This window comes from Pseudooceanicola algae (assembly GCF_003590145.2).
Lineage (GTDB): Bacteria > Pseudomonadota > Alphaproteobacteria > Rhodobacterales > Rhodobacteraceae > Pseudooceanicola > Pseudooceanicola algae.
On the sequence record NZ_CP060436.1, the window covers coordinates 2332530 to 2352055 of the forward strand.

Below are 19526 nucleotides of genomic sequence, written 5' to 3' on the forward strand. Positions count from 1 at the left end.
TTTCGTCACGCAGACGCCAATAATGGTACTACATGCTTGAAGCGGTTCGCGGTGATTTTCAATAGGCATGTCATTACTTTAGGTCGGGTACAACGTGGAATGCTAAACACTGATTTCGACTCGGTGGACGCCGTCGCCCGCGGTCAAAAACTGGCCGCACAGTTGCGCAGGGATATCCATGATCTCGGGGCGGTGCCGATTTCCCGGGTAGTCGCCGGTCTACGAACATTTGCCATAGCCGAAGGCGTGTCCGAGGCGGCAGCAAAACAATGGGCACAGGCTCTCGTGTCGGTTCTGGTGGCCTGCGGTGATCTTGGTTCCGGCAAGTCGTACGGCGAGCCGGTCTTGGTGAAACGAAGGTCGGTGTCGGTGCTGATCCAAGGGGATCGGTGCATCCTGCTTGGGGGCGATCCGTCCCAAGGCGAACCTCATGGCCTGCTGCGAACAACGGATGTGGTCCCCGCAGATGCGGTCAGTTTCCATGACAGGGTCGGCGAGCTTTCAGATGATGATGTCGCTGGTCTCTGGCAGGTCTTGGACGCAGGAGTCTGGTTGTTGGGTGGGACTTCTTCAAGCGGCGTGACACGCGTGCTTGGTCTTGCTGGCGTCGTGCCAGACCTGACGATCCCCCAGGAAACATCAGCTTGGCTCAGGGAGTATTTTCCTTTACCCCGGACGGGCGAGAATGCTGCTGATCCATCACAAGCTGCAGTCATCGACAGTTCAGCAAGTTTGCGACAGATCGTTACCGCCGGCCCGGGAAGTGGCAAGACACATACCGCCACGGAACGGGTCATACATCTTGTGCAGCAAGGCCTGCCACCTGCCGGAATTCGCCTCATCACCTTTACTCGCGTCGCAGCTGAAGAGGTGGGGGGGCGCATCTCGCAGGCTCTTGTGGACTACTCTTATTCCGGCGGCGTCACGTGTGGTACGATTGACTCTCTCGCGTGGAACTTGGTGACTACACTTGGGGATGCCCCGTCCGGGGGACACGAGCGGATCGTTCGTGTTGCTCGAAAAGCGATTTCAGACGGCGATCAGGCGATGCTGGATCTGCTGACGGGAATTACCCATCTGGTGATCGACGAAGCCCAGGACATCGTTGGGGAGCGACGCATGTTTTGTAGCGCTTTGATCGATGCGCTGCCAATGAACGTTGGAGTAACAATACTGGGCGACGGGGCACAGGCGATCTACGGATCGTGGGCGGGCGACAAAGGGGGTGATGGGTCCCTGCATGCCGAGTTCAGAGGCCGCGCCGGCTGGGAAGACCGAACCCTTACGGCAAACCATCGGACAAAGTCAGACAGTCTGCGGCGTTTCTTCGCACAAGCGCGGGCGCTACTCGAAGCCAACGGTGATCCGCGTTCGACTTATCTCGAAATTCGGGAAATGCTCGAAGACGTTGCGACGGATCCGAATGTGAGCCTGACCGGACCGGTCTTTCCGTGGCGGGATGACAGTTTGATCCTTTTCCGGGGCCGAGCTGCAACCGAGGTCGCGTCAGCCCGATTGACTCGGGCAGCCCGGACACACCGTTTGAAACTGTCGGGACAAACAACTGTTTGCGATCCGCTGGTGGGCGTGATGTGCGCGGGGCTTGCACCCGGTGCTGCTGTACGTCTTGAGCATGTGCGCCGGCGACTTGCGGACCTTCATCCCGCGCCGTTTGGTCTGACGGAAGAGGACGTGCTTTCGGACATTCAGTCCCTCGGGAATGGACCGACGGCGCGCCTTCAGGACATCGCGGAGGCTGTTGAACGGGAGCCGGTGGCGCACACGCGCGATCATGTCGGCACTGCAGGTCCGCTGCTTGGCTCCATACATGGAGCAAAGGGGCGTGAAGCATCGAACGTACTTCTCATGCTGCCTCCGGTTCCGACTGGTGATGATGTCGACTGGCAAGAGGAAACCCGCGTTCTGTTCGTAGGGGCGACGAGGGCATCGACACACCTGTATCTGGGCAGGGCGCGGCCGGGTTTGGTTCGTCCTGGAAAGAATGGAGGCAGATGGATGCGCGGAAGCGGCGGCGGCCTCCTGCTGTCCGGGTCGGAAGGGCTGAGATCGCTTGGCGGGGTGGCCCCGGCCTTGGAGGTTTGGGAGGCAGCAATCCGGCAACCCAGTTGCTCGTTCCGGCGCAGCGACACAGGTGAGGAGGCGCTATGGCACCTCTTCACAGACAGTGGGGAGACGTTGGCTCAAGTTGATGGCCCGCTGAGTGCCGACCTCGATTACCTCGCGTCCGGTCGGGGCGGCCTCGCTGCAGGCACAATACGCGTGGTCGGTGCAACAACCGTGGTTGACCGTCGAAACGATGGCAGGATTCAAGAGGTGACTCTGCTGCCGGTGCTTCAGGGCGTCGTGCGGGGTGCCGGGAGTAAGGACGATCAAGATGACCAGTAACCCGTTGGGTGTCGCGCGCCAGCGTATGATCGAACGCCTCAGGCAGGATCTCATGGGGCCCTTGGCGGATGATGAGGTTCTGCATGACAGCCCGTCGGAGATCTACATGACGGGCATCCTGTTTGCCCAGAAGAGCCCGCAGGGCATGGGCGAGACGGAGGGCGCGGTTCTTGGTTCCGATGAGGGGGACGATGCCGCGTCCCGGGTGCCGCCGGATACTTTTCGCCCAAGTTCGGCAGGGTTGTCTTTCGCGGTTCGCCCGACGGATGGTGAAAACGTCCTTCTCAATGTGGATGTTTCGTCGGCCCGCTACGAGGCCCGACCACGTGCCACTTCCGACGATGGACGCCCGCGGTTTGATTGGGGGCGCAAACAGTTGACAGCCCGTCATTCCATCGAGCTGCCCAGTGATCGCGATGGCGAATATGATGTGCCCGGTGTTCCGGAGATGACGCTGTGGTTGCGCTCGCGCAGGCTTGGCGACCTTTACCTTGTGACTATCATTCTTCTGAACAGAAACGTAATGCCGGAGAAATCCGAGCCCGGATTACGCGACGTCGGCAACCTGCATCAAGTTGGGTTCAGCGTCGAAGCCGATCCTGATTTCGGTCTGATCGTTCCTCGTCCGGATCCAATGCTACGGATGCCGGATGAAGATCGGGCCACGGCCGCGCTGCTCTATCGCGACGCTCCCGATTATGGCGCTGGGCATACTTGCTCCATCCGGAGTGAGAATCTGCCAGATGGAACGGTTCGCCTTTCGACCGAGTGGTTGCCTTCGACGCTGGTCAGATCGCCAGGGCCTCTGGGTGATCCTGAGCATTTTGGGAAACTCGTCGCGAAGAAGCTGGAGGGTGCTCTCGGCTCTGAGTGGCTTTCTGTTGCGCCTTCTGGCGATGTTTGCGCGGCGCTCGACGAGCTCTGTGCATGTTACGATCAATGGATTGCTGCTCGAGAAGCTGAGGTCAATGCGTTACCAGCCGGGCACCAGGATACGGCGCGGCGTCATATGGACGAGTGTCGCATCGCGTCAGGCAGGATGAGAGAGGGCGTGGATCTGCTTCGGAAGGACGGTCCGGAACTCTTTGCATTCCGGCTCGCCAACCGCGCGCTCTGGCAACAGAACGAATGGAAACGAAAACGGGATTCCAGGATTGGCCCACTGGTCTGGCGCCCGTTTCAGATGGCCTTCGTGCTGCTATGCATGGCTTCGGCTGGGAACCGGGACCACGATGATCGTGGCGTGATGGACCTACTTTGGTTTCCCACCGGGGGCGGCAAGACCGAAGCTTACCTGCTGTTGACGGCATACACAGTTTTCATGCGCCGTCAGCTAGGAGGACCTGAGACTGCCGGCGTCACGGTTCTGATGCGCTACACATTGCGCCTGTTGACGGCGCAGCAGTTCCAGCGGGCAGCGGCGATGATCCTTGCCTGTGATCTATTGCGGACAGGGGACAGTGAGTGCCCGGGCATCAAGATCCCTTCCTCCCTCTCGCAAGGCGCGCCGATTTCCATTGGCCTTTGGGTCGGCAGGGACACAACTCCGAACAAGATCGTTGAAACAGAGAAGACCGGTTCGCCCGCACAGATCGAGCATTGCCCGGACTGCGGTTCACAACTCGAGTGGGATATCGCGTCCAGTGGTAACCGGATCCATGCAACCTGCCACGGCAACGGGTGCAGTTCAGGACAAGCACGAGACCATTTTCCCTTCTGGACGGTCGACGAAGATATCTACCGCGAACTTCCAACACTGCTGCTGGGCACTGCAGACAAGTTCGTTCAGATCGTCACGAAGAAGCAAACAGGGCGCCTTTTTGGCCTTGGTGATGCCGGTCAATTGCCACCCGATTTGATCATTCAGGATGAACTTCATCTCATCTCCGGGCCATTGGGTAGTATGGCAGGCCTCTTCGAAACCGCCATCGACGCCCTATGCACCCGGGAGGGACAGCGCCCTAAAGTGATCGGTTCTACAGCCACGATCAAGCGTGCGGCGGATCAGGTGCTGAATCTCTTTGATCGATCCGTCTTGCAGTTTCCACCGCCGGGATTGCACCATGCCAATTCAGGCTTTGCCTGTGTCGAGCAGGACAGCCCGGGACGGCTTTATCTGGGTGTGACAACAGCCGGTCGTACCGGCAGCTACATTTATCAGGCGATCGCATCTTCGCTCCTCCAGGCTGCGGCTGATCCGTCGCTTTCCGGTGCAGAGGAGGACTATTACTGGACGCTTGTAGGCTACTTCAACTCGCTGCGCGAACTCGGAAGCGCCTCGATCATCATGCAGGACGACGTCACGCATGGGCTCGAACTTGTATCAGCACGACGGCAAGAGCAGCCACGTCACCTTCAGCCGCCAACTGAGCTTACAAGCAGGGTGAAGTCTGACGAGATCCGTACCAAGCTCCTAGAGTTGGATATGGTCAAAGACAGTGGCGAGGCCGCCGACGTCGTTCTGGCATCCAACATGATCTCGGTCGGTCTCGACGTCGGGCGTCTGGGCCTGATGCTGGTCAATGGCCAGCCAAAGACAATCGCCGAATATATCCAGGCAACAAGCCGCGTTGGCCGCGGTCGCGTGCCCGGGCTTGTGGTTACACTCTACAATGCGAGCAAGTCCCGTGACCGAAGCCGTTATGAGACTTTCCCGACGTGGCACAGTGCCCTGTACCGGGATGTCGAGGCGACAGGCCTGACACCCTTTGCACCGAGGGCGCGGGACAAGGCGCTCCACGCTCCGTTTGTTGCCATGGCGCGGCATCTGGTACCCGGCATGTTAGACACACCGGCCGCGGCGGCGGACCACGAGGCAGACCTGAAAGCACTGATCGATTTGATATGTCAGCGCATCTCCAACGTGGACTCCGGGGAGGCTGATGCCGCTCGTCGCGAGCTTGACGAGTTCTTGGAGCTTTGGCTGCGCCGTGGAGCACTGCCGCGATACTGGGCCAACTGGTCGGACGATGCTTTGCTGATTTCAGCGGATGCACAGGCGATATCTAATGCCGCCGGCTTCACCAAGGGCCTCGCGCGAGCCACCCCGGGAACACTGCGCACCGTCGAGCCATCGACTGAATTCGTCATCAAGGAAATGGCGCATTCAGACGCTGAGGAAATCCAATGAGCAAGAACGTCGGCAGCATTCGCCGCAGTCAGATCATTTCGACCTTCGGTCCAGGGGCAATCGTTGATTTCCGTCTGCCGGGAAGCGGGGCGCTGCTCTCGGGGGTCATGCAGGGTTTGGAGGCCTGGGAGGCCTACACGAAAGGTGGCTACAAACAGGATGTGGTGCGCGAACCGAGACTCGAAGCGCTCTTGGGCGTCGACCATTTCCGGGCTCCGCCGGTAGGAACTTACCTGAAGGGCGGGCAAAAAAGGGATCGCGTGCTCCCGATAGAACGGTTTCCGGATTGGCTGTCCTGTCCCGAGTGCCACGTCATCAACCGGTCGGGGCAATGGGCACCATCGCGGAACCGCGATAGCCTGCATTGTGGCCAATGCCGGGGGAAGCCTGCAGTGCTGCCTGTGCGTTTCATCGCTATTTGCGAAAAAGGGCACCTTGATGATTTTCCCTGGACTTCCTGGCTGACGCACGAGCCTGGGTGTTCCCGGCCAGTTCTGGCATTGAAGAGCGTCGGAGCAGGCATCGGAGGGCTGTTGCTGACCTGCAAATCCTGTGGTGCGGGGCGTTCCATGGCCGAAGCATTCTCACCCAAGGGTATTCCGAAGCACAAATGCGGCGGTGGCCGACCGTGGCTTGGCGGACGCCAATCGGGATGTGAGGCGGCGCCGCGGATCACGCAGCGGGGCGCGAGCAACGTCTATTTCTCAATCGAGCAGAGCGCGATAACCCTTCCCGATTGGAAGGTGTCCTTCAGGGAGAAGATCGCCGACTTCGTCGACATGCTCGATTTTCTCGACGATGAAGACATGCGGATCGCATTCATCGCAAAGAAGATCCTGCCGACTTGGGACGGCCCCGACACCGCCGAAGAAATCGCACGTCGCTTTAGGGAGATGAAGGAAGGCAATTCTGGAAGTGAAGGGGATCTGCGGCTGGACGAGTTCCGGATGCTGCTGACGGATACTTCTGAGTTTGACGAAAGCGCGATGATTTTGCTGAACCGCCAACAACCCGTTCCTCACACATTGTCGGGGATGATCTCCTGGATTTCGTCGGTGGAAAGGCTTCGAGAAGTGCGTGCCCTGACCGGGTTCACGAGGCTGAAGGCGCAGGTAGCTGGCAAGCCGGATGCTGTGCCGCTGTCTCGATCAGGTCTGTCGTGGCTGCCAGCGTTAGCCTTGCATGGGGAGGGCGTATTCCTGTCGCTGGACCTGGATGCCGTGTCTGAATGGGAAAGTCGGTCGGATGTTGTCGAACATCTGGCTCATCTGATCCAGACATATGTGGATAGTGCTCGGGCCGAAGGAAAGCAGGTGGATGGCGCGCCACAGCAACTCAACGCACGGTACATACTGATCCACACTTTGGCGCATGCGTTGATCGCGCGCCTGTCGCTCGACAGCGGGTATTCCTCGAGCGCACTGCGTGAGCGCCTTTATGTTGGACCGGAAATGGCCGGATTGCTGATCTACACCTCGACGCCGGACGCAGACGGAACAATGGGAGGGCTTTCGCGGCAAGCGCGACCGGCTCGCATGGAGCAACTGGTGCTTCAGGCGCTGGCCGACCATGAGCTCTGCTCCGCTGATCCGCTATGCTCCGAAGGAATGGCGCGCAGCGGCTCGAACGGCAACCACGCGGCCTGCCATAACTGCATGTTTCTTCCTGAAACCAGTTGCGAGGCGTGGAATGGCTTTCTTGACCGGAGCTTGTTGAGCGCGGGACCGCTCTCGTTCTTCAAAAGTCTGGGCGAGTGAGTAGGCCGATCCGGCAGTGACCCTCGGCCATACGGTTTTCTGGTCGGCCGGGATTCAATGTACGCGGCGCCAGCCAGCAGAAATCTTGATGCGGACGGGGGATTCGTCGACCTGTTCACTGACTTCCTGCATGGCGGGTACTACGTCGATCAAGTAACGGGGCGCGCCTTCTTCCTTGGATATCTCAAATGTGTCACCTTCCCTAGCCCCTTCTGTCTTGAAGTAGTTCGTCAGGTGCGTGATCCGGTATTCGTTCCGTGTCCCCTTGGGTTTGTGCAAGCGGTTGTTGTAATAGACGTAACGCAGACGCAGTTCGCGCCCGTCCGGTGTCACGCAAGTGATCCATTCGCTCGGGTTGTATTCTTTGGGGTCCAAGGGGGGAAGGAAAGCCAGAAGCTCGTCGTCGCTTTTAGGAATGTGGATTCCGGCCATATGAGCTCCGGTTGCCCCTACATCGTTCGCAGTCAGCGGTTTGGAGAATTTCTTCATCAGGACTTTCCGTTGGGAGTCATCTGGAGTGCCCGGGTCAGATCCTCGGTGTCGCGGATCGCTAAGGGCATGGTTTCGTTCGCCAGTTCACTTTTCCAAGTCGATCGTTCGATCATCACTTGTTCTACCGTGTCTTCGTAGAACAGACGGTAGATGGTGACTGGCACGGTCTGGCCGCGGCGGTGCGCGCGTGCGCTGGCCTGCGCTTCGAGTGCGGGGTTCCAGAGGGGCGTGAAGTGAATGACGATGGTTGCGGCGGTGATGTTCAGCCCTGCGCCTGCGGCGCGCGGATTGAGCACGAGGCAGGCCGGACCGTCAAAGGACGAGAACTTATCGACGATGGCCTGGCGATCTTCCTGGGCTGTGCTGCCGTTGATGGCGCCCCACCACGCGGTGGGAAGGTCACGCCCGGCTTGCTCAAGAAGGTCTCCGATCCTGTTGAAGGAAGCGAAGACGATCACTTTGCGCCGGTTAGTGAATGCTTCGCGCAGAAGCGCAATGGACCGCTCCATCTTCGGAGTCATCAGCGGCGCTGCATCACTTGCAACGAGATCGGCGTCGTCGTGATCCTGCACATCGTCGCGGCTCTGCAACCATGGGTGGGCACAGAAGAGCTGCAATTGCATCGTAGCAACCAGCGCGCCGGCCACCGGATACTTCTCAAGGGTTGTCTGCCGGACCAGCTCGTATTGCCGGGTAAGGTCCTCGTCGAGCAAAACGGGCAGGTCGACGTCGATCCGTTCTGGCAGGTCGCCTGCCACATAGGCGACCCGCCGTTTCAGGATGACTGGGTCGGTCAGCCGCGCTAGGCTTTGAGCTGCTTCCACAGTGTCTGGATATTCGACCTTGAAGACATCCTGCTCGCCGAGCATTCCGGGCACCGCCAAATCGATCAGTGACCAGAGGTCGAGAAGGGTGTTCTCGACTGGTGTACCAGTCATAGGAATCGCGCAGCGTCTTGGAATGGTGGCCAGTGCCTGACGCCGGCTTGATTCCGGGTTCTTGACCGCTTGCGCTTCGTCAGAGATCACCCAGGACCATTCCAAGGACGACAACACAGCAATGTCGTTCACCATCGTGTCGTAGGTCGTGATGACGACGGAGGCGACCTGCAGATCACGGAAGATGCCGGCCCGATACGCGCCTCGATGCACCAGAATGGTGAGCGACGGTGCAAAGCGGCGGATCTCTCGGACCCAGTTGGCAATCAGGCTTGTCGGGCAGATGATGAGCGCGGGCGCACTGTGCGGAGGTGGATCCATCATGAGCAGTGCGATGATCTGCAGGGTTTTTCCAAGGCCCATTTCATCCGCGAGGATCAGGCCACCGGTCCGCTTGGCGGTCTGCCACATCCACTGGACGCCACGGGCCTGAAACGGAAATAGCTTCGCGTTCAGCCCGGCGATGGACATTTCAGAGCCAAGGTCATCTGCCGCAATAGTGCCAGATCGGAGTACTTCCTCATCGGCGTCGACCGCGATCAATTCGTTTGGCTCCTGCGTGAGCCTTATGCCCAAGGCAAACGGGACATCCTGTGGATCGGCACCTTCGAGGACTTCGGCAACCAGATCGGGTGCATCCTGCGGAAGAGGCCGGATCGTATTTCCATCCAGCACCCAGGCATGGCGGGCTGAAGGGGCCTCGATGAAGCTCTGCACGCCGCGAAGCGTCCGAATGCCACCCAGCCGTGCCGCAAGGCACACAGGTCCGTTGCTGATCCGGAGGGCGGGATCAAGGACCCGCTGAGAAACGCTAAAGCGGTCGCCGAATTCAGCTACAACCGCTTCAAACGTGAAGGGCATGTCAGCCGGTGTGGTCACAAGATGCCAGCCTTGCCCATTGGATCAGCCATCAATTCGACAACTTCCTCCAGGGACCACGGTTCGGGTCGGCGTGTATGCACGGCGCGGTGACAATTCGGACAGAGAGGGGCGAGGTCGCGTGCCGGGTCATATGGGCGCGGCTCTTTCAGGAGCGAAAGCGGTTCGAGATGGTGGACCTCGATGATGCTGCCAGCCACGCCGTATGTCTCGCGCGGATCAAGCCCGCAGCAGGCGCAAACTTCGCCGTGCAACCTGATGCAAAGGAGCCGATTTCTGGGGTTACGTTCCCGGCGCCTGACCGTTGTGAACAGTTCCGCCCCTTCGTATTCGGGCTCGCCGTGGTCGTCCTCCTCGATGACGTCATACCCGATCAGTTCGGCCATGGCGGCCATCATGGGCACGATCGTGTCGCGGCTGACCTCGGTCAGTGCGACCTCGGGGTCCCGCGGAAGGTTCCGGATGATGGCAGTCATCCGGAAATCTCCAGTGGTGATCTTCCAATCGGCCATCTCCTGTCCTTGGACTTCAACCTCCACAGAACTGTCGACGGACGCGACGAGGGCCCGCGCCAGATGGACATCCTCGGACCCGGCACCAGCGATCCGTCGCACGACCTCACCCGCAAATGCGCCAAAGCCCAGCGTAACGGCGTAACCCTTCAGGCCGTAGGGACGCATCTCGGCCACGGGACCGTACCGCTCTTCGAGGTCCGCAAACCATATCCGCAGGCCGGTCCGCGACTTCGACCCGTCAACGGCCATGCCGATCGCAGCGCCGGTTCCGGCCTCCAGTTCTTCCCGAATGAGGGTTTGGCGGGCTGACAGCATATCAGTCTTCGTCAAGCTCGGTCAGTTCCGCCGAGGTTGGGTCCGGGAGATTGCGGAGCAGCTTCTTGAGGTTGGACGAGATCTCCTCGCGAATGTCCTCGAACACAGGCTCCAGTTCCGGATCTGTGTTATTCTGCTCTGCCATCGCGAAGGCGTACAGGAGTAGGTCCATACCCTCCACGGCATATCCGCTGGCAGCAGCGCGCTGGTAGATCTTCTGGTAGAAGTCATGATGCTTGTTCAGCAGAACCCCCGGTACGTGGTCCGAAACACCTGGGCTACGGTACGCTGGCTCGAAGAGGTGCCCGCTGGTGATCGTCGTGACCGCCTCGACATAGATCGCCTCCGGATTGACGTGCTCCTGAACGGGCACCTTGATGCGGATCTTAACACCACGCCGGTTGTTGACCTCGACGGTCTGGCTTGCCGGATCCGCGCTTGCCACTTGGGGCTTGGAGACATTCGCCGTCGCCGCGATGTTCTTGTTAGAGCTTCCGTGGTCGATCGTTGTCCTCTTGTTGGCATCGTCGCGGGTGATACGGCGATACCGGTTGCCGGCTTCGCGGTAGACCGGTTGGAGAAGGCTGCGAAGCCCATCTTCCAGTTCCGGATGGAACAGGATCCGAGACTTCTTCACGTCGATGCGGAAGGCCTCGTCCAATTCATGAGTGAAATCGAATTCAATGCGCAGGAGCGACGTATGGGGTTCGGGTGCGCCAAATACGTCCAGCCAGCCACCATCCTGAATGAGGCGTCCCTCGCGATAGACATAAAAGCCCTGCGCACGGTTCGAAATACGCGCGAATTGGGCTTCTTCTTCCTTTGTCATGTCGCGGCGGTGAGGCAGGATCCACGCCTTGATCCCTGCTTCCGCTTCGCTGCAGTCGGGCAGCTCGACAAGTATCCGCTGTTTCGACTCTGCGAGCACCTGATCCGAGCGGGTTGGATAGAACGGGTTCCATGCAGGCACATCGACGCCATTGATCCGGATGGCAACATGTCGTTCGCGTTCGTCACATGTGTCGAGAAACCGATGAAAGACCAGCGCGACGTGCTTGCCCAAGGTCTCGGCCAGCCGTTTGATTGCCGCCTTTTCCTTTGAACCGGGGTCGTAGTCCTTGGAAAGGATCCGATCGCAGTTTTCCCAGACGACAAGCGTCCCGGTATCCCCGCAAAGTTCCTCGAACATGTCAGCCTGATCGGACGTCACCGGATCGTCGAGCATTTCCCAGATATTCTGTGCCTCGACATGTTCTAGATCCCAAGTCAGCTTGGACAACTCTTGGTCCGCTGACTTCCTCGAAATCAGGCTGTAACGCTTGCAGACCGAACTTGAAGCCGTTTTTAGCCCCAGCCCGAACTTCCCGAGGCTCTTGGCGTCGGAACGCTTGTCGGCACCGTAGCGCATCGCATTGCGAACCTCATCGCGGGTCATGCCCTGACCATCATCACCGAAATAGACGATCTTCCGGCCGTCATGCATCAACTCGATGTTGATGTTCACCGCGTTGGCTCCGGCTGCGATCGAGTTGTCGATGATGTCGGCTGCTGCGGTCTTGACGTTGTAACCCGTGTCACGAAGCCCGACGATGAGGCGCGCGGCATTCGGATCGTTGATGAGGTCGTTCATCTTCCTGCTCTTTCACTTCGGACGAGAGCCGGACTTTCCATCCAGACGTGAGAAGAAGTCCTGCTCTGAAATGCTGGCCTCTTTTTCGCGGCTCTCCAACCAATCTGCAATCACCGATATCAGGAGATCTTCTGATACTTGGCGCGTTGCGCATTCCCATACAGTTAGGATGCGCCATCCGGACTGTGCAAGGCGTTGTAGGACCATAGCATCCCTTTCCTGGTTCCGCCCTATCTTGGCTTGCCAGAAATCAGTATTTGTCTTGGGGATGCGAAAATAATGGCACCCCTCGTGTCCGTGCCAAAAACAACCGTGAACGAAAATCACGGTCCGGTATTTCGGCAGCACGATATCCGGCTTTCCTGGAAGTTCCTTGGTATGCAGGCGGTAGCGAAAGCCCAGACGGTGCAGTCCCTTGCGCACCATGATCTCGGGCTTGGTATCCTTGGGGCCGATCCGCGACATCATCGCGGATCGTGTCATGGGCGGCTTGTCAGGCACGCATCCCCCGTTTGGAGTGCAGTGCGACCGTGTTGGTGATCCAAGGGGCCATGGCTTCCGCGATGGCAATGGCAACCGGTGCGGCGACTGCGTTGCCAAACTGACGGTAGGCTTGTGTGTCAGAGACGACGATCTTCCAAGGTTGGTTCGACCCCTTTCGGTCAAACCCCATGAGCCTTGCGCATTCCCTTGGTGTCAGGCGCCGGGGCGTGCCGTGGTTCTGGGCGATCAGTATCTCGCTGCCATCCTTGTAGTAGCGGGCACTGAGCGTGCGGGCGACGTTGTGGGGCTGACACAGGCCAAATCCGAAACCATTTCCGGCTGCCTTATGCTTGGCAGCATAGTTCTGGAGGTATTTCCAAAGGTTGGGCGTGAGTGTGTATTTGTCGCCCACATTGGCCAAGGGGCCGGTAGTATAGGGTTCCTCAACCGTCTCTGAACCGTCTTGCGTGTGCAGGATGTCCGCAAGTGTCGGCGCAGGGCCTTGCGGGAGGATCACCTCGTCAAGGGAGAACGCGGCGGGCACGTCACGCCGGAAGCCGACGATAAAGATGCGCTCCCGGTGTTGCGGCACCCAGTGGCGCGCGTCGATCACCTTGTGGTCAACTTCGTATCCCAATTCATCCAAGGCGTGGAGAATGACGCGGAACGTGTTGCCTTTATCATGCGACAGGAGGTTCTTGACGTTTTCCAGAAGGAAAGCCTTCGGTTTGTGATGTCGCAGGATGCGAACCACATCAAAGAACAGTGTGCCCTGTGTCTCATCCGCGAACCCATGGGCCCGGCCCAGCGAGTTCTTCTTTGACACCCCGGCAATGGAAAATGGCTGGCAAGGGAAACCGGCGAGCAGGACATCATGAGCGGGAATGTCACGTTCGTCGACTTTGGTGATGTCGCCGTTGATCTCGTGGCCGTCTTCAAAGTTCGCGCGGTAAGTCTCCTGCGAAAACTTGTTCCACTCGCTTGTGAATACGCAGGTTCCGCCAATCGCCTCGAAACCTATGCGCAGTCCGCCGATGCCCGCGAAGAGATCGATAAAATTGAAACCGTGTGAGACAGCGGTCATGTGTGTTCTCCGGGTGATGTGCGCCTACAAACGAAAACAAGGGCCGCAAAGCACGGGCGCTACAACCCGTAGCCCATCTATGCCACGGAAAAAGTAACCGTCCAAGCTTACGATCAGGTTCACGGGCTCTTTGATGCTATGAGCACCGGAAATACTCCCGCGCGATGGTCGAGGCGACCCTACGCGAAGGACGCCGCGTAGGGGTCGGCCTTCGCACGGCTCGGCTCACGCCTATCAAGCCGCTCGAGAGCTTCGACTTCTCATTTCAGCCATCCTTGCATGGCCACCGCATCATGGCACTCGCCCAGCAGGAGTTCATCAACCGCGCCGAAGTGCTGCACTTCCTCGGCCCGCCGGGCACGGGCAAGAGCCATCTGGCCACGGCTTGGGGCGCTGCCGCGGTCAAGACGGGCCGCAGCGTCTATCGCTGCACCCTGGCCGGGCTGATAGACGCGCTCGCGCAGGCCGAACGCGAAGGGCGACTCCCGGAGAAGATCCGCTTCTACGCGCGGGCTTCCCTGCTGGTCGTCGACGAGATCGGCTACCCTGCAACGCACGCCGCGCGTGTCGGACCAACTGCCCCACGAACGGCGCGAGCTTGACCCTGACACGCGTTATCGCGAGTATTTTGCCACAGGCATGCTCTCAGTATAACGGCATCCTCAGACAGAAAGGGAAGCGCATGATCGGTCCTTTGATCTGCATAGCTGGCATGGTGACCTGCTTCGTAGGGTCCATCCATTGCTGGCTCGTCTACCGGGATTGTGTCCGTCGGGCCCATGTTGACCCTGAACGGGTTAAGAGGTTTGTGGAAAGTGCGCCGCTGCATCTCCTCGAGGAGTTGAAGGCGAAGCGCCCGGTCTGTCGGTGCTGCGGTGCGCCACTCAGGCTGCAAGGCGAGCAATCGTGAAGGTTCTTCCTACCTGGCCAGGCGAGGGACCAATGGCATCGTTGATCAATCATTCATGGGCGGCATGCCGAACGGTCCCTACGGGACCTACAGCCTCGGTCAAGTTTGCAGCAGCGCGGCAATAAAAATTAGTGGGCCGCATGGCTCATGCTCTTGGCGATGAGCGGACGTTTACCGGAGCACCTGCCGGTCAGTCGGCCTCGTATTTGCGAAAAACAATAATCCATTTTCCTTCCTAGTATCAGTAACTTAGAATCACTTGCGGTGATTTGAGCGCTATGGCATGGGCTCACCGGATAATCGTCCACTCCCGATGGAATGGTGCGTCCCTCCCATGTCTGACCTCAGCGAGTGCCCGATGATACCTGCGCTACATACCCTTAGCTGACACTGATTTCTTCCTGGCCGGCCAACCTCCGGCTCAGAGAGATGTTCGGCGCACAGCGAACTCAACCTTCCCTCCAATCCGAGGCTCTGCCCGCATGACCGCCGTCATGGCGGCTGGCGGAGCTATGACGAAAGCCCCATCCATGCCCAAAATTCGCTTCATCCTGAGCAAACAGCCCGATCCGGCATTCGACGAGGCCGCGATCATCAAGCGTCTCACGGAATTCTATACCGACTTGCAGGACAAGCGGCAGATTTCCGAAGGCATCCCCCAGGAAAAGCGCGCTGCCCACAATGAACTATGGCAATATCCGCAGAATGAGCTCCCGAAATCGCTCGAGATCCGGATCAGGCGGTGGGCGCAGAAGATCCACCGCCGCCATTTGAAGGAAGTCGAGCCAACGCGTTTGTCCAGAGAAGACCGTGCCATGCTTGAAGGCTGTCGCGACGGCGTCGAGATATTCGACCTGCGCTCTGCGCATCATATCGACGAGATCGCCGCGGCGCTTCATGCGGAATTTCCCTGGGTCTCGGAAGCGACAACACATGTCTGGCGCAGCCTTCATCATAATCGTGCAAGTGACAGGCCTGGCGCCCGATTTTCGCCGGTTCTTCTCGATGGCCCGCCGGGCATCGGCAAAAGCGCATGGGCAAAGCGTCTTGCGCAGCTGTTGGAAACGCCGGATATGACCCTGGATGCAACCGGCGAGAATGCCAGCTTCGGGCTTGTAGGCAACCAACGCGGCTGGGCAAATGCCGGCCCCGGCAGGCTGATTAGCCTGATGCTGATGCGGCAAGTTGCAAATCCGCTCGTCATCATCGACGAGTTTGAGAAATCTGGCTCGCCCATGTCCGACAAGGGCCGGTCCTTCAGCCTGCCGAATTCCCTTCTACCGCTGCTCGAAGACCTGACAGCAAGCCGGTGGACCTGCCCCTATTTCCAGAACCAATTCGATATGTCTTTCATCAACTGGGTCTTCACCTCCAATAGCCAGCACGGCCTGCCGGAACCGCTCCTGTCACGGATCCGCGTCGTCAGCGTACCGTCTCCCACCCAGGAACAGATCAATGGGCTCGTCCTGCGTGAGGCCGCAGAGCGGCAGCTCTCCACCCTCATCGCAGCAGCCATCACGACCGCGCTGGCTGAAGCGTTCGAGGCAGGCCATCAGATCAATATCCGGACCGTCAAACGGATGCTGGACCTTGGCTCGGATCAGCAGAATAGACCAGTCCTCCACTGACTGGCCTTGGGCGCACCTCTGATTCTCCATTAACATTCAGTGGGTTGAGCTAGTTTTCCACATGTTCCCAAGCTGAGAATGCCTTTTTCGATTGGGATTTTCACGAACTTCCCAGAAAATAGGAGCATGGCCAAGCCGATCATCATCAGGCGGGCCTGTTCAGAATTTCGCCCAAGACGGGCACCAGAAGCAGAGGTCCTGCAGCATCATCACGTCTGTCACGCTACCGATGGCGGTTGAGCGTGGCAAGAGTGGCATGGCCTCTTGAAAAGAAACAAAAATGCACCCGGCGCAACGCTGTTCCGGGAACGGAGAAGTCATGTCTGCCGATCAGATTATCGATCATGACAGCTGGAACTACTCGCCAGCCAAACTGCCCAGGCAGTCCAAAATTGAGCTTGGTCGGATTCACGGTATCCTGCCCTTCGATGGGGTCCGCAATCCTGGCTTCAGGAGCTCCACCTCGCATCGGGTGTGGATGACCTACCGGACTGCAGCCAATGATTTCAAACGCAAGGTCGGCATTGCCGAGAGCGCAGCTGAGGCGGCGGTGGCTCATGAATTTTTGCTGTCGCCCAATCTGCATGATCTGCATTTTCAGCCATTGTCTGTGCATTACAGGGATGAGCAGAGCAAGCGACGGACCTACACGCACGACATACTTGCGACATTTGTCGACGGGCGGCGCGCGCTCATCTTTGTCCGTAACTCCGACAGCCTGCAAAAGCCCCGAACGTGGCGCGAGATTGAAGCAATTACGGCTGCAACGCCCCGGGGCGCGGCAGATAGCATGATGATCGTCGATGCTGGCCGCTTTTCACGTCAGCGGCGGGAGAACCTTTTCCGCCTGCATGAAGCCATTCAGTTTCTGGATCCAGAGGTCGACGACATGGTGCTCTGGACCGCGCGAAACCATCGCTCGCTCTGGCTGATGCGTGATCTTTTTCCGCTGCTCGACTTGCCGCAGAAGGTCGTCTTCAAATCTTGCTACCGCCTGATCGCGCGGGGTGCGCTGAGCGCAAACCTTGACCACGTCATCGCGGAATGGTCACGCGTCGAGGTTGCATCATGACAATCGCGCCACGCTACAACTTCGAAGCCGGAACCGAAATTGCCGTCCAGGGGCGCGACCTCGTGCTCCACAAGGTCGGTGCGCAAGGCTATGAGCTGGCGGACCCGACGGGCGGCCAGATGCATATCCTTGGGTTCTCGTCCTTCGTCGAAATGATGAAATCCGGCGCCGTGACTTTCGCCCCTTCGCAGCTTTTGCCAGAGGGGAGTGCCAAGCTGAGGTTGGGTGGCCTGAGCGTTGCGGCTCAACTCTCAGATGAGCAACAGACGTATGGCCGGTTCCACTACGCGATATGCAGAGCGATCGACGAGCTCTATCTGCACCGGACCATTGTCGAGGGCGAAAAGGGCTTCCGGATTTCCATCGGCGCCTTGAACGACCCCGCGAACAGGAAGTTTTTGCGTCCACTCGTCGAAGCCTTTTTCGGCGAGCGTGTGCGTCTTGATGCGGCCACGTTGAAAGGCGGCCAGCAGAAGAGCTGGTTTCTCTACAAAGGGCGGACACTCAAGAAATACTACGGGATCTACCAGGGTCTCCAGGACGGTGATGATGTCATCGCCGGGTTGGCAACACTTGACCACTTGAAAGGCAACGAGACGCCACGTCTGCCCTTGCGTCTGAAAGACCTCATGACAGAGGCTTGGGAGGAGATCGGTCTGGATCTCAAGGCCCCATCGGTGGCGAACGTGCATGGCTACCTTGCAGCGCTGCTCAACAGGGAAAACCGGCAGCGGGCGCTCAACGATCTCCCCGCGCTCCCGGTCCCATCCCATCAATCCGTTCTTCGTCACCGCAAGGAGCTGCTCACGCCGATCGAATACATGGTCGCGACCAAGGGCGAGCGCTATGCGCGCAACAAGCGCGGACGCGGCAGTTCGGACGTGCGCGCCCTCATGATCGGCGAATTCTGTGAGATGGACGAATGTCGGGCGTCCCTGATTACATCGGCCAAGGCCAAAGGCTATTGGCATACGCTCTCTGAAGATCTGAAGACGGCCATGGAATGGGCGGATGAGGAGATCCGTAGTCGCCTCAGCATCCTGGTGATGATCGATATCGCAACACGAATGCCGTTGGCCTGGGTTGTCAGTGACCAGCCAAAAGCCGAAGCCACGATGCAGCTGCTGCGGATGGCAACGCGCGACAAGACCCGCGAAAGGCGCATCTACGGTTGTGAGGGCGAGGCTATGCCTGCCATGGGGCTCGGCATGGTGCGCAATGACAATGGTACCGGCCTGAGGAACGCCGAGGTCAAGTCCGCGCTCATGGGGATCGCATCAGCGAATACCGATGTGCGGACCCACGCCTCCGCCGACAAGCCGTATGTCGAGCGGATGTTCGGCACCACCGAGTCCGTCTTGCTGAAACTGCTTCACGGCTACACGGGTCGCAAAGCAGGAGAGCTGCCCGGATATGACGCCAAGAAATCAGGCGTGCTGGATATCGACCTCCTCTATGAAATCCTGACCAAGTTTTTCATCGATGAATACCCGTCCCTGAAACACATGGGTGTCGGGATTGGGGGGCGCCGACCTGCAGAGGTATTCAAAGAACTAAATGAGACCCGGGAAACATTTCGTCTTCTGGATGAAGATCTCCGTCGCGTCCACTTGGGCTGGCCATTCAAGTTGCAACCCAACGATGAGGGTGTGCGTGTGCTTGAAGGCCTCTTCTATTCGTCAGACGAGTTCCAGACCGCCCGCGAGCAACACAAGGGCAAGGTCACCGTGTATATCGATCCGGACGATCTGAGCTTTGCAACCGCAGTGATCCCGCGTGATCCAGAGCCATACAGGCTGGCACTACAGACGACCGTCTTCGCCGACCTGACCGTGTCCGAATTCCTGGAGCTGATGATGCAGTACCGGCGCGAAAACCCCGAGCTGACGAGGCTCTACGAAGACCGTATCGCAAAGGTACGCCTTGAGAGACATGAGCAGCTCAAGAAGCTCGGGGTCGAGCGGCGGCTGCCCAAAAGCTATGTCAGCCGCGACGAAGCCCGCAAGAAGGCCAAGAGCCTGTTTGCCTCATCTCGGCTGGTCACCACGCAGGTGCCGATTGACACGGTCGCCCCCGGCACCCTGGCCAGCGCAACCTCGGGCCCTGGGATCCTGCCGCTGGGCGATGCAGTTCTCATCGACCACGAGCCTGCGGAGCCGACCTCTGCGCCAGCAATACCAGCCAGGAAATCGAAGCCCAAGGCGGAAAATCCGCCTTTGGAAAACCCTGTCAGGCTCGGCCGCCCCGCCCAGAAGGGCGAACTCTTGTAACTACCGCCATCTCAACG

The 19526-nt window shown here is 59.1% G+C and carries 13 protein-coding genes; 7 read left to right on the forward strand and 6 right to left on the reverse strand.

All coding sequences use genetic code 11. The annotated features are described in order from the left end of the window. The first annotated feature begins 36 nt into the window (after window positions 1–36). Genes PSAL_RS10895 through drmB form a run of 3 tightly spaced genes read left to right on the forward strand, consistent with a single transcriptional unit; the run spans window position 37 to window position 7293 of the window. Entirely contained in the window at window positions 37–2406 is a 2370-nt protein-coding gene (locus tag PSAL_RS10895; protein WP_196222681.1) for a UvrD-helicase domain-containing protein, read from the forward strand. Continuing rightward, entirely contained in the window at window positions 2396–5536 is a 3141-nt protein-coding gene (locus PSAL_RS10900) for a DEAD/DEAH box helicase (protein ID WP_196941847.1), read from the forward strand. The genes PSAL_RS10895 and PSAL_RS10900 overlap by 11 nt, the downstream gene beginning before the upstream one ends. Further along, complete coding sequence (gene drmB / locus PSAL_RS10905) at window positions 5533–7293, forward strand: DUF1998 domain-containing protein (RefSeq protein WP_119837708.1); 1761 nt, start codon at window positions 5533–5535, stop codon at window positions 7291–7293. The genes PSAL_RS10900 and drmB overlap by 4 nt, the downstream gene beginning before the upstream one ends. 54 nt (window positions 7294–7347) lie before the next feature. On the opposite strand, the gene PSAL_RS10910 is transcribed toward drmB, so the two are convergent. The 6 genes from PSAL_RS10910 to dcm are packed head-to-tail and all read right to left on the reverse strand — an operon-like array spanning window position 7348 to window position 13629. Continuing rightward, the gene (locus PSAL_RS10910; RefSeq protein WP_196222680.1) at window positions 7348–7782 is read right to left on the reverse strand and encodes an EcoRII N-terminal effector-binding domain-containing protein; all 435 of its coding nucleotides are present in this window, start codon (window positions 7780–7782) and stop codon (window positions 7348–7350) included. Further along, window positions 7782–9602: a DEAD/DEAH box helicase gene (locus PSAL_RS10915; RefSeq protein WP_231388492.1), complete on the reverse strand. Its 1821-nt coding sequence runs from the start codon at window positions 9600–9602 to the stop codon at window positions 7782–7784. Before PSAL_RS10915 ends, PSAL_RS10910 begins: the two co-directional genes overlap by 1 nt. Beyond that, window positions 9599–10432, reverse strand: a complete 834-nt coding sequence (locus PSAL_RS10920) for an HNH endonuclease (protein ID WP_119837705.1) — start codon at window positions 10430–10432, stop codon at window positions 9599–9601. Before PSAL_RS10920 ends, PSAL_RS10915 begins: the two co-directional genes overlap by 4 nt. 1 nt (window position 10433) lies before the next feature. Beyond that, on the reverse strand, window positions 10434–12062 hold the full coding sequence (locus PSAL_RS10925) for an ATP-binding protein (RefSeq protein ID WP_119837704.1): 1629 nt from the start codon (window positions 12060–12062) through the stop codon (window positions 10434–10436). Between the two features lie 12 nt (window positions 12063–12074). Next, a complete protein-coding gene (locus PSAL_RS10930) occupies window positions 12075–12545 on the reverse strand; it encodes a very short patch repair endonuclease (protein ID WP_119837703.1) in 471 nt (156 codons plus the stop codon). 10 nt (window positions 12546–12555) lie between these two features. Beyond that, complete coding sequence (gene dcm / locus PSAL_RS10935; RefSeq protein WP_119837702.1) at window positions 12556–13629, reverse strand: DNA (cytosine-5-)-methyltransferase; 1074 nt, start codon at window positions 13627–13629, stop codon at window positions 12556–12558. A 164-nt stretch (window positions 13630–13793) separates the two neighbouring features. Here dcm and PSAL_RS10940 point away from each other — a divergent pair, with 164 nt between their 5' ends. From PSAL_RS10940 to PSAL_RS10955, 4 genes are all read left to right on the forward strand, one after another. Further along, window positions 13794–14231 (forward strand): ATP-binding protein, encoded by a 438-nt coding sequence (locus PSAL_RS10940; protein ID WP_269212573.1) that lies wholly within the window; start codon window positions 13794–13796, stop codon window positions 14229–14231. Between the two features lie 838 nt (window positions 14232–15069). Then, complete coding sequence (locus PSAL_RS10945) at window positions 15070–16167, forward strand: AAA family ATPase (RefSeq protein WP_196941848.1); 1098 nt, start codon at window positions 15070–15072, stop codon at window positions 16165–16167. A gap of 319 nt (window positions 16168–16486) precedes the next feature. Next, window positions 16487–17239: a hypothetical protein gene (locus PSAL_RS10950; RefSeq protein WP_119837823.1), complete on the forward strand. Its 753-nt coding sequence runs from the start codon at window positions 16487–16489 to the stop codon at window positions 17237–17239. After that, window positions 17236–19509, forward strand: a complete 2274-nt coding sequence (locus PSAL_RS10955; protein ID WP_119837699.1) for a hypothetical protein — start codon at window positions 17236–17238, stop codon at window positions 19507–19509. Before PSAL_RS10950 ends, PSAL_RS10955 begins: the two co-directional genes overlap by 4 nt. Window positions 19510–19526 lie beyond the last annotated feature (17 nt).

Bases quoted from the DNA above. Each gene is read 5' to 3' on its own strand.
- PSAL_RS10925 (WP_119837704.1), bottom strand. From the start codon at position 12,062: ATGAACGACCTCATCAACGATCCGAATGCCGCGCGCCTCATCGTCGGG.
- PSAL_RS10910 (WP_196222680.1), bottom strand. From the start codon at position 7,782: ATGAAGAAATTCTCCAAACCGCTGACTGCGAACGATGTAGGGGCAACC.
- dcm (WP_119837702.1), bottom strand. From the start codon at position 13,629: ATGACCGCTGTCTCACACGGTTTCAATTTTATCGATCTCTTCGCGGGC.
- PSAL_RS10900 (WP_196941847.1), top strand. From the start codon at position 2,396: ATGACCAGTAACCCGTTGGGTGTCGCGCGCCAGCGTATGATCGAACGC.
- PSAL_RS10950 (WP_119837823.1), top strand. From the start codon at position 16,487: ATGTCTGCCGATCAGATTATCGATCATGACAGCTGGAACTACTCGCCA.
- PSAL_RS10940 (WP_269212573.1), top strand. From the start codon at position 13,794: ATGGTCGAGGCGACCCTACGCGAAGGACGCCGCGTAGGGGTCGGCCTT.
- PSAL_RS10955 (WP_119837699.1), top strand. From the start codon at position 17,236: ATGACAATCGCGCCACGCTACAACTTCGAAGCCGGAACCGAAATTGCC.
- drmB (WP_119837708.1), top strand. From the start codon at position 5,533: ATGAGCAAGAACGTCGGCAGCATTCGCCGCAGTCAGATCATTTCGACC.
- PSAL_RS10930 (WP_119837703.1), bottom strand. From the start codon at position 12,545: ATGACACGATCCGCGATGATGTCGCGGATCGGCCCCAAGGATACCAAG.
- PSAL_RS10945 (WP_196941848.1), top strand. From the start codon at position 15,070: ATGCCCAAAATTCGCTTCATCCTGAGCAAACAGCCCGATCCGGCATTC.
- PSAL_RS10920 (WP_119837705.1), bottom strand. From the start codon at position 10,432: ATGCTGTCAGCCCGCCAAACCCTCATTCGGGAAGAACTGGAGGCCGGA.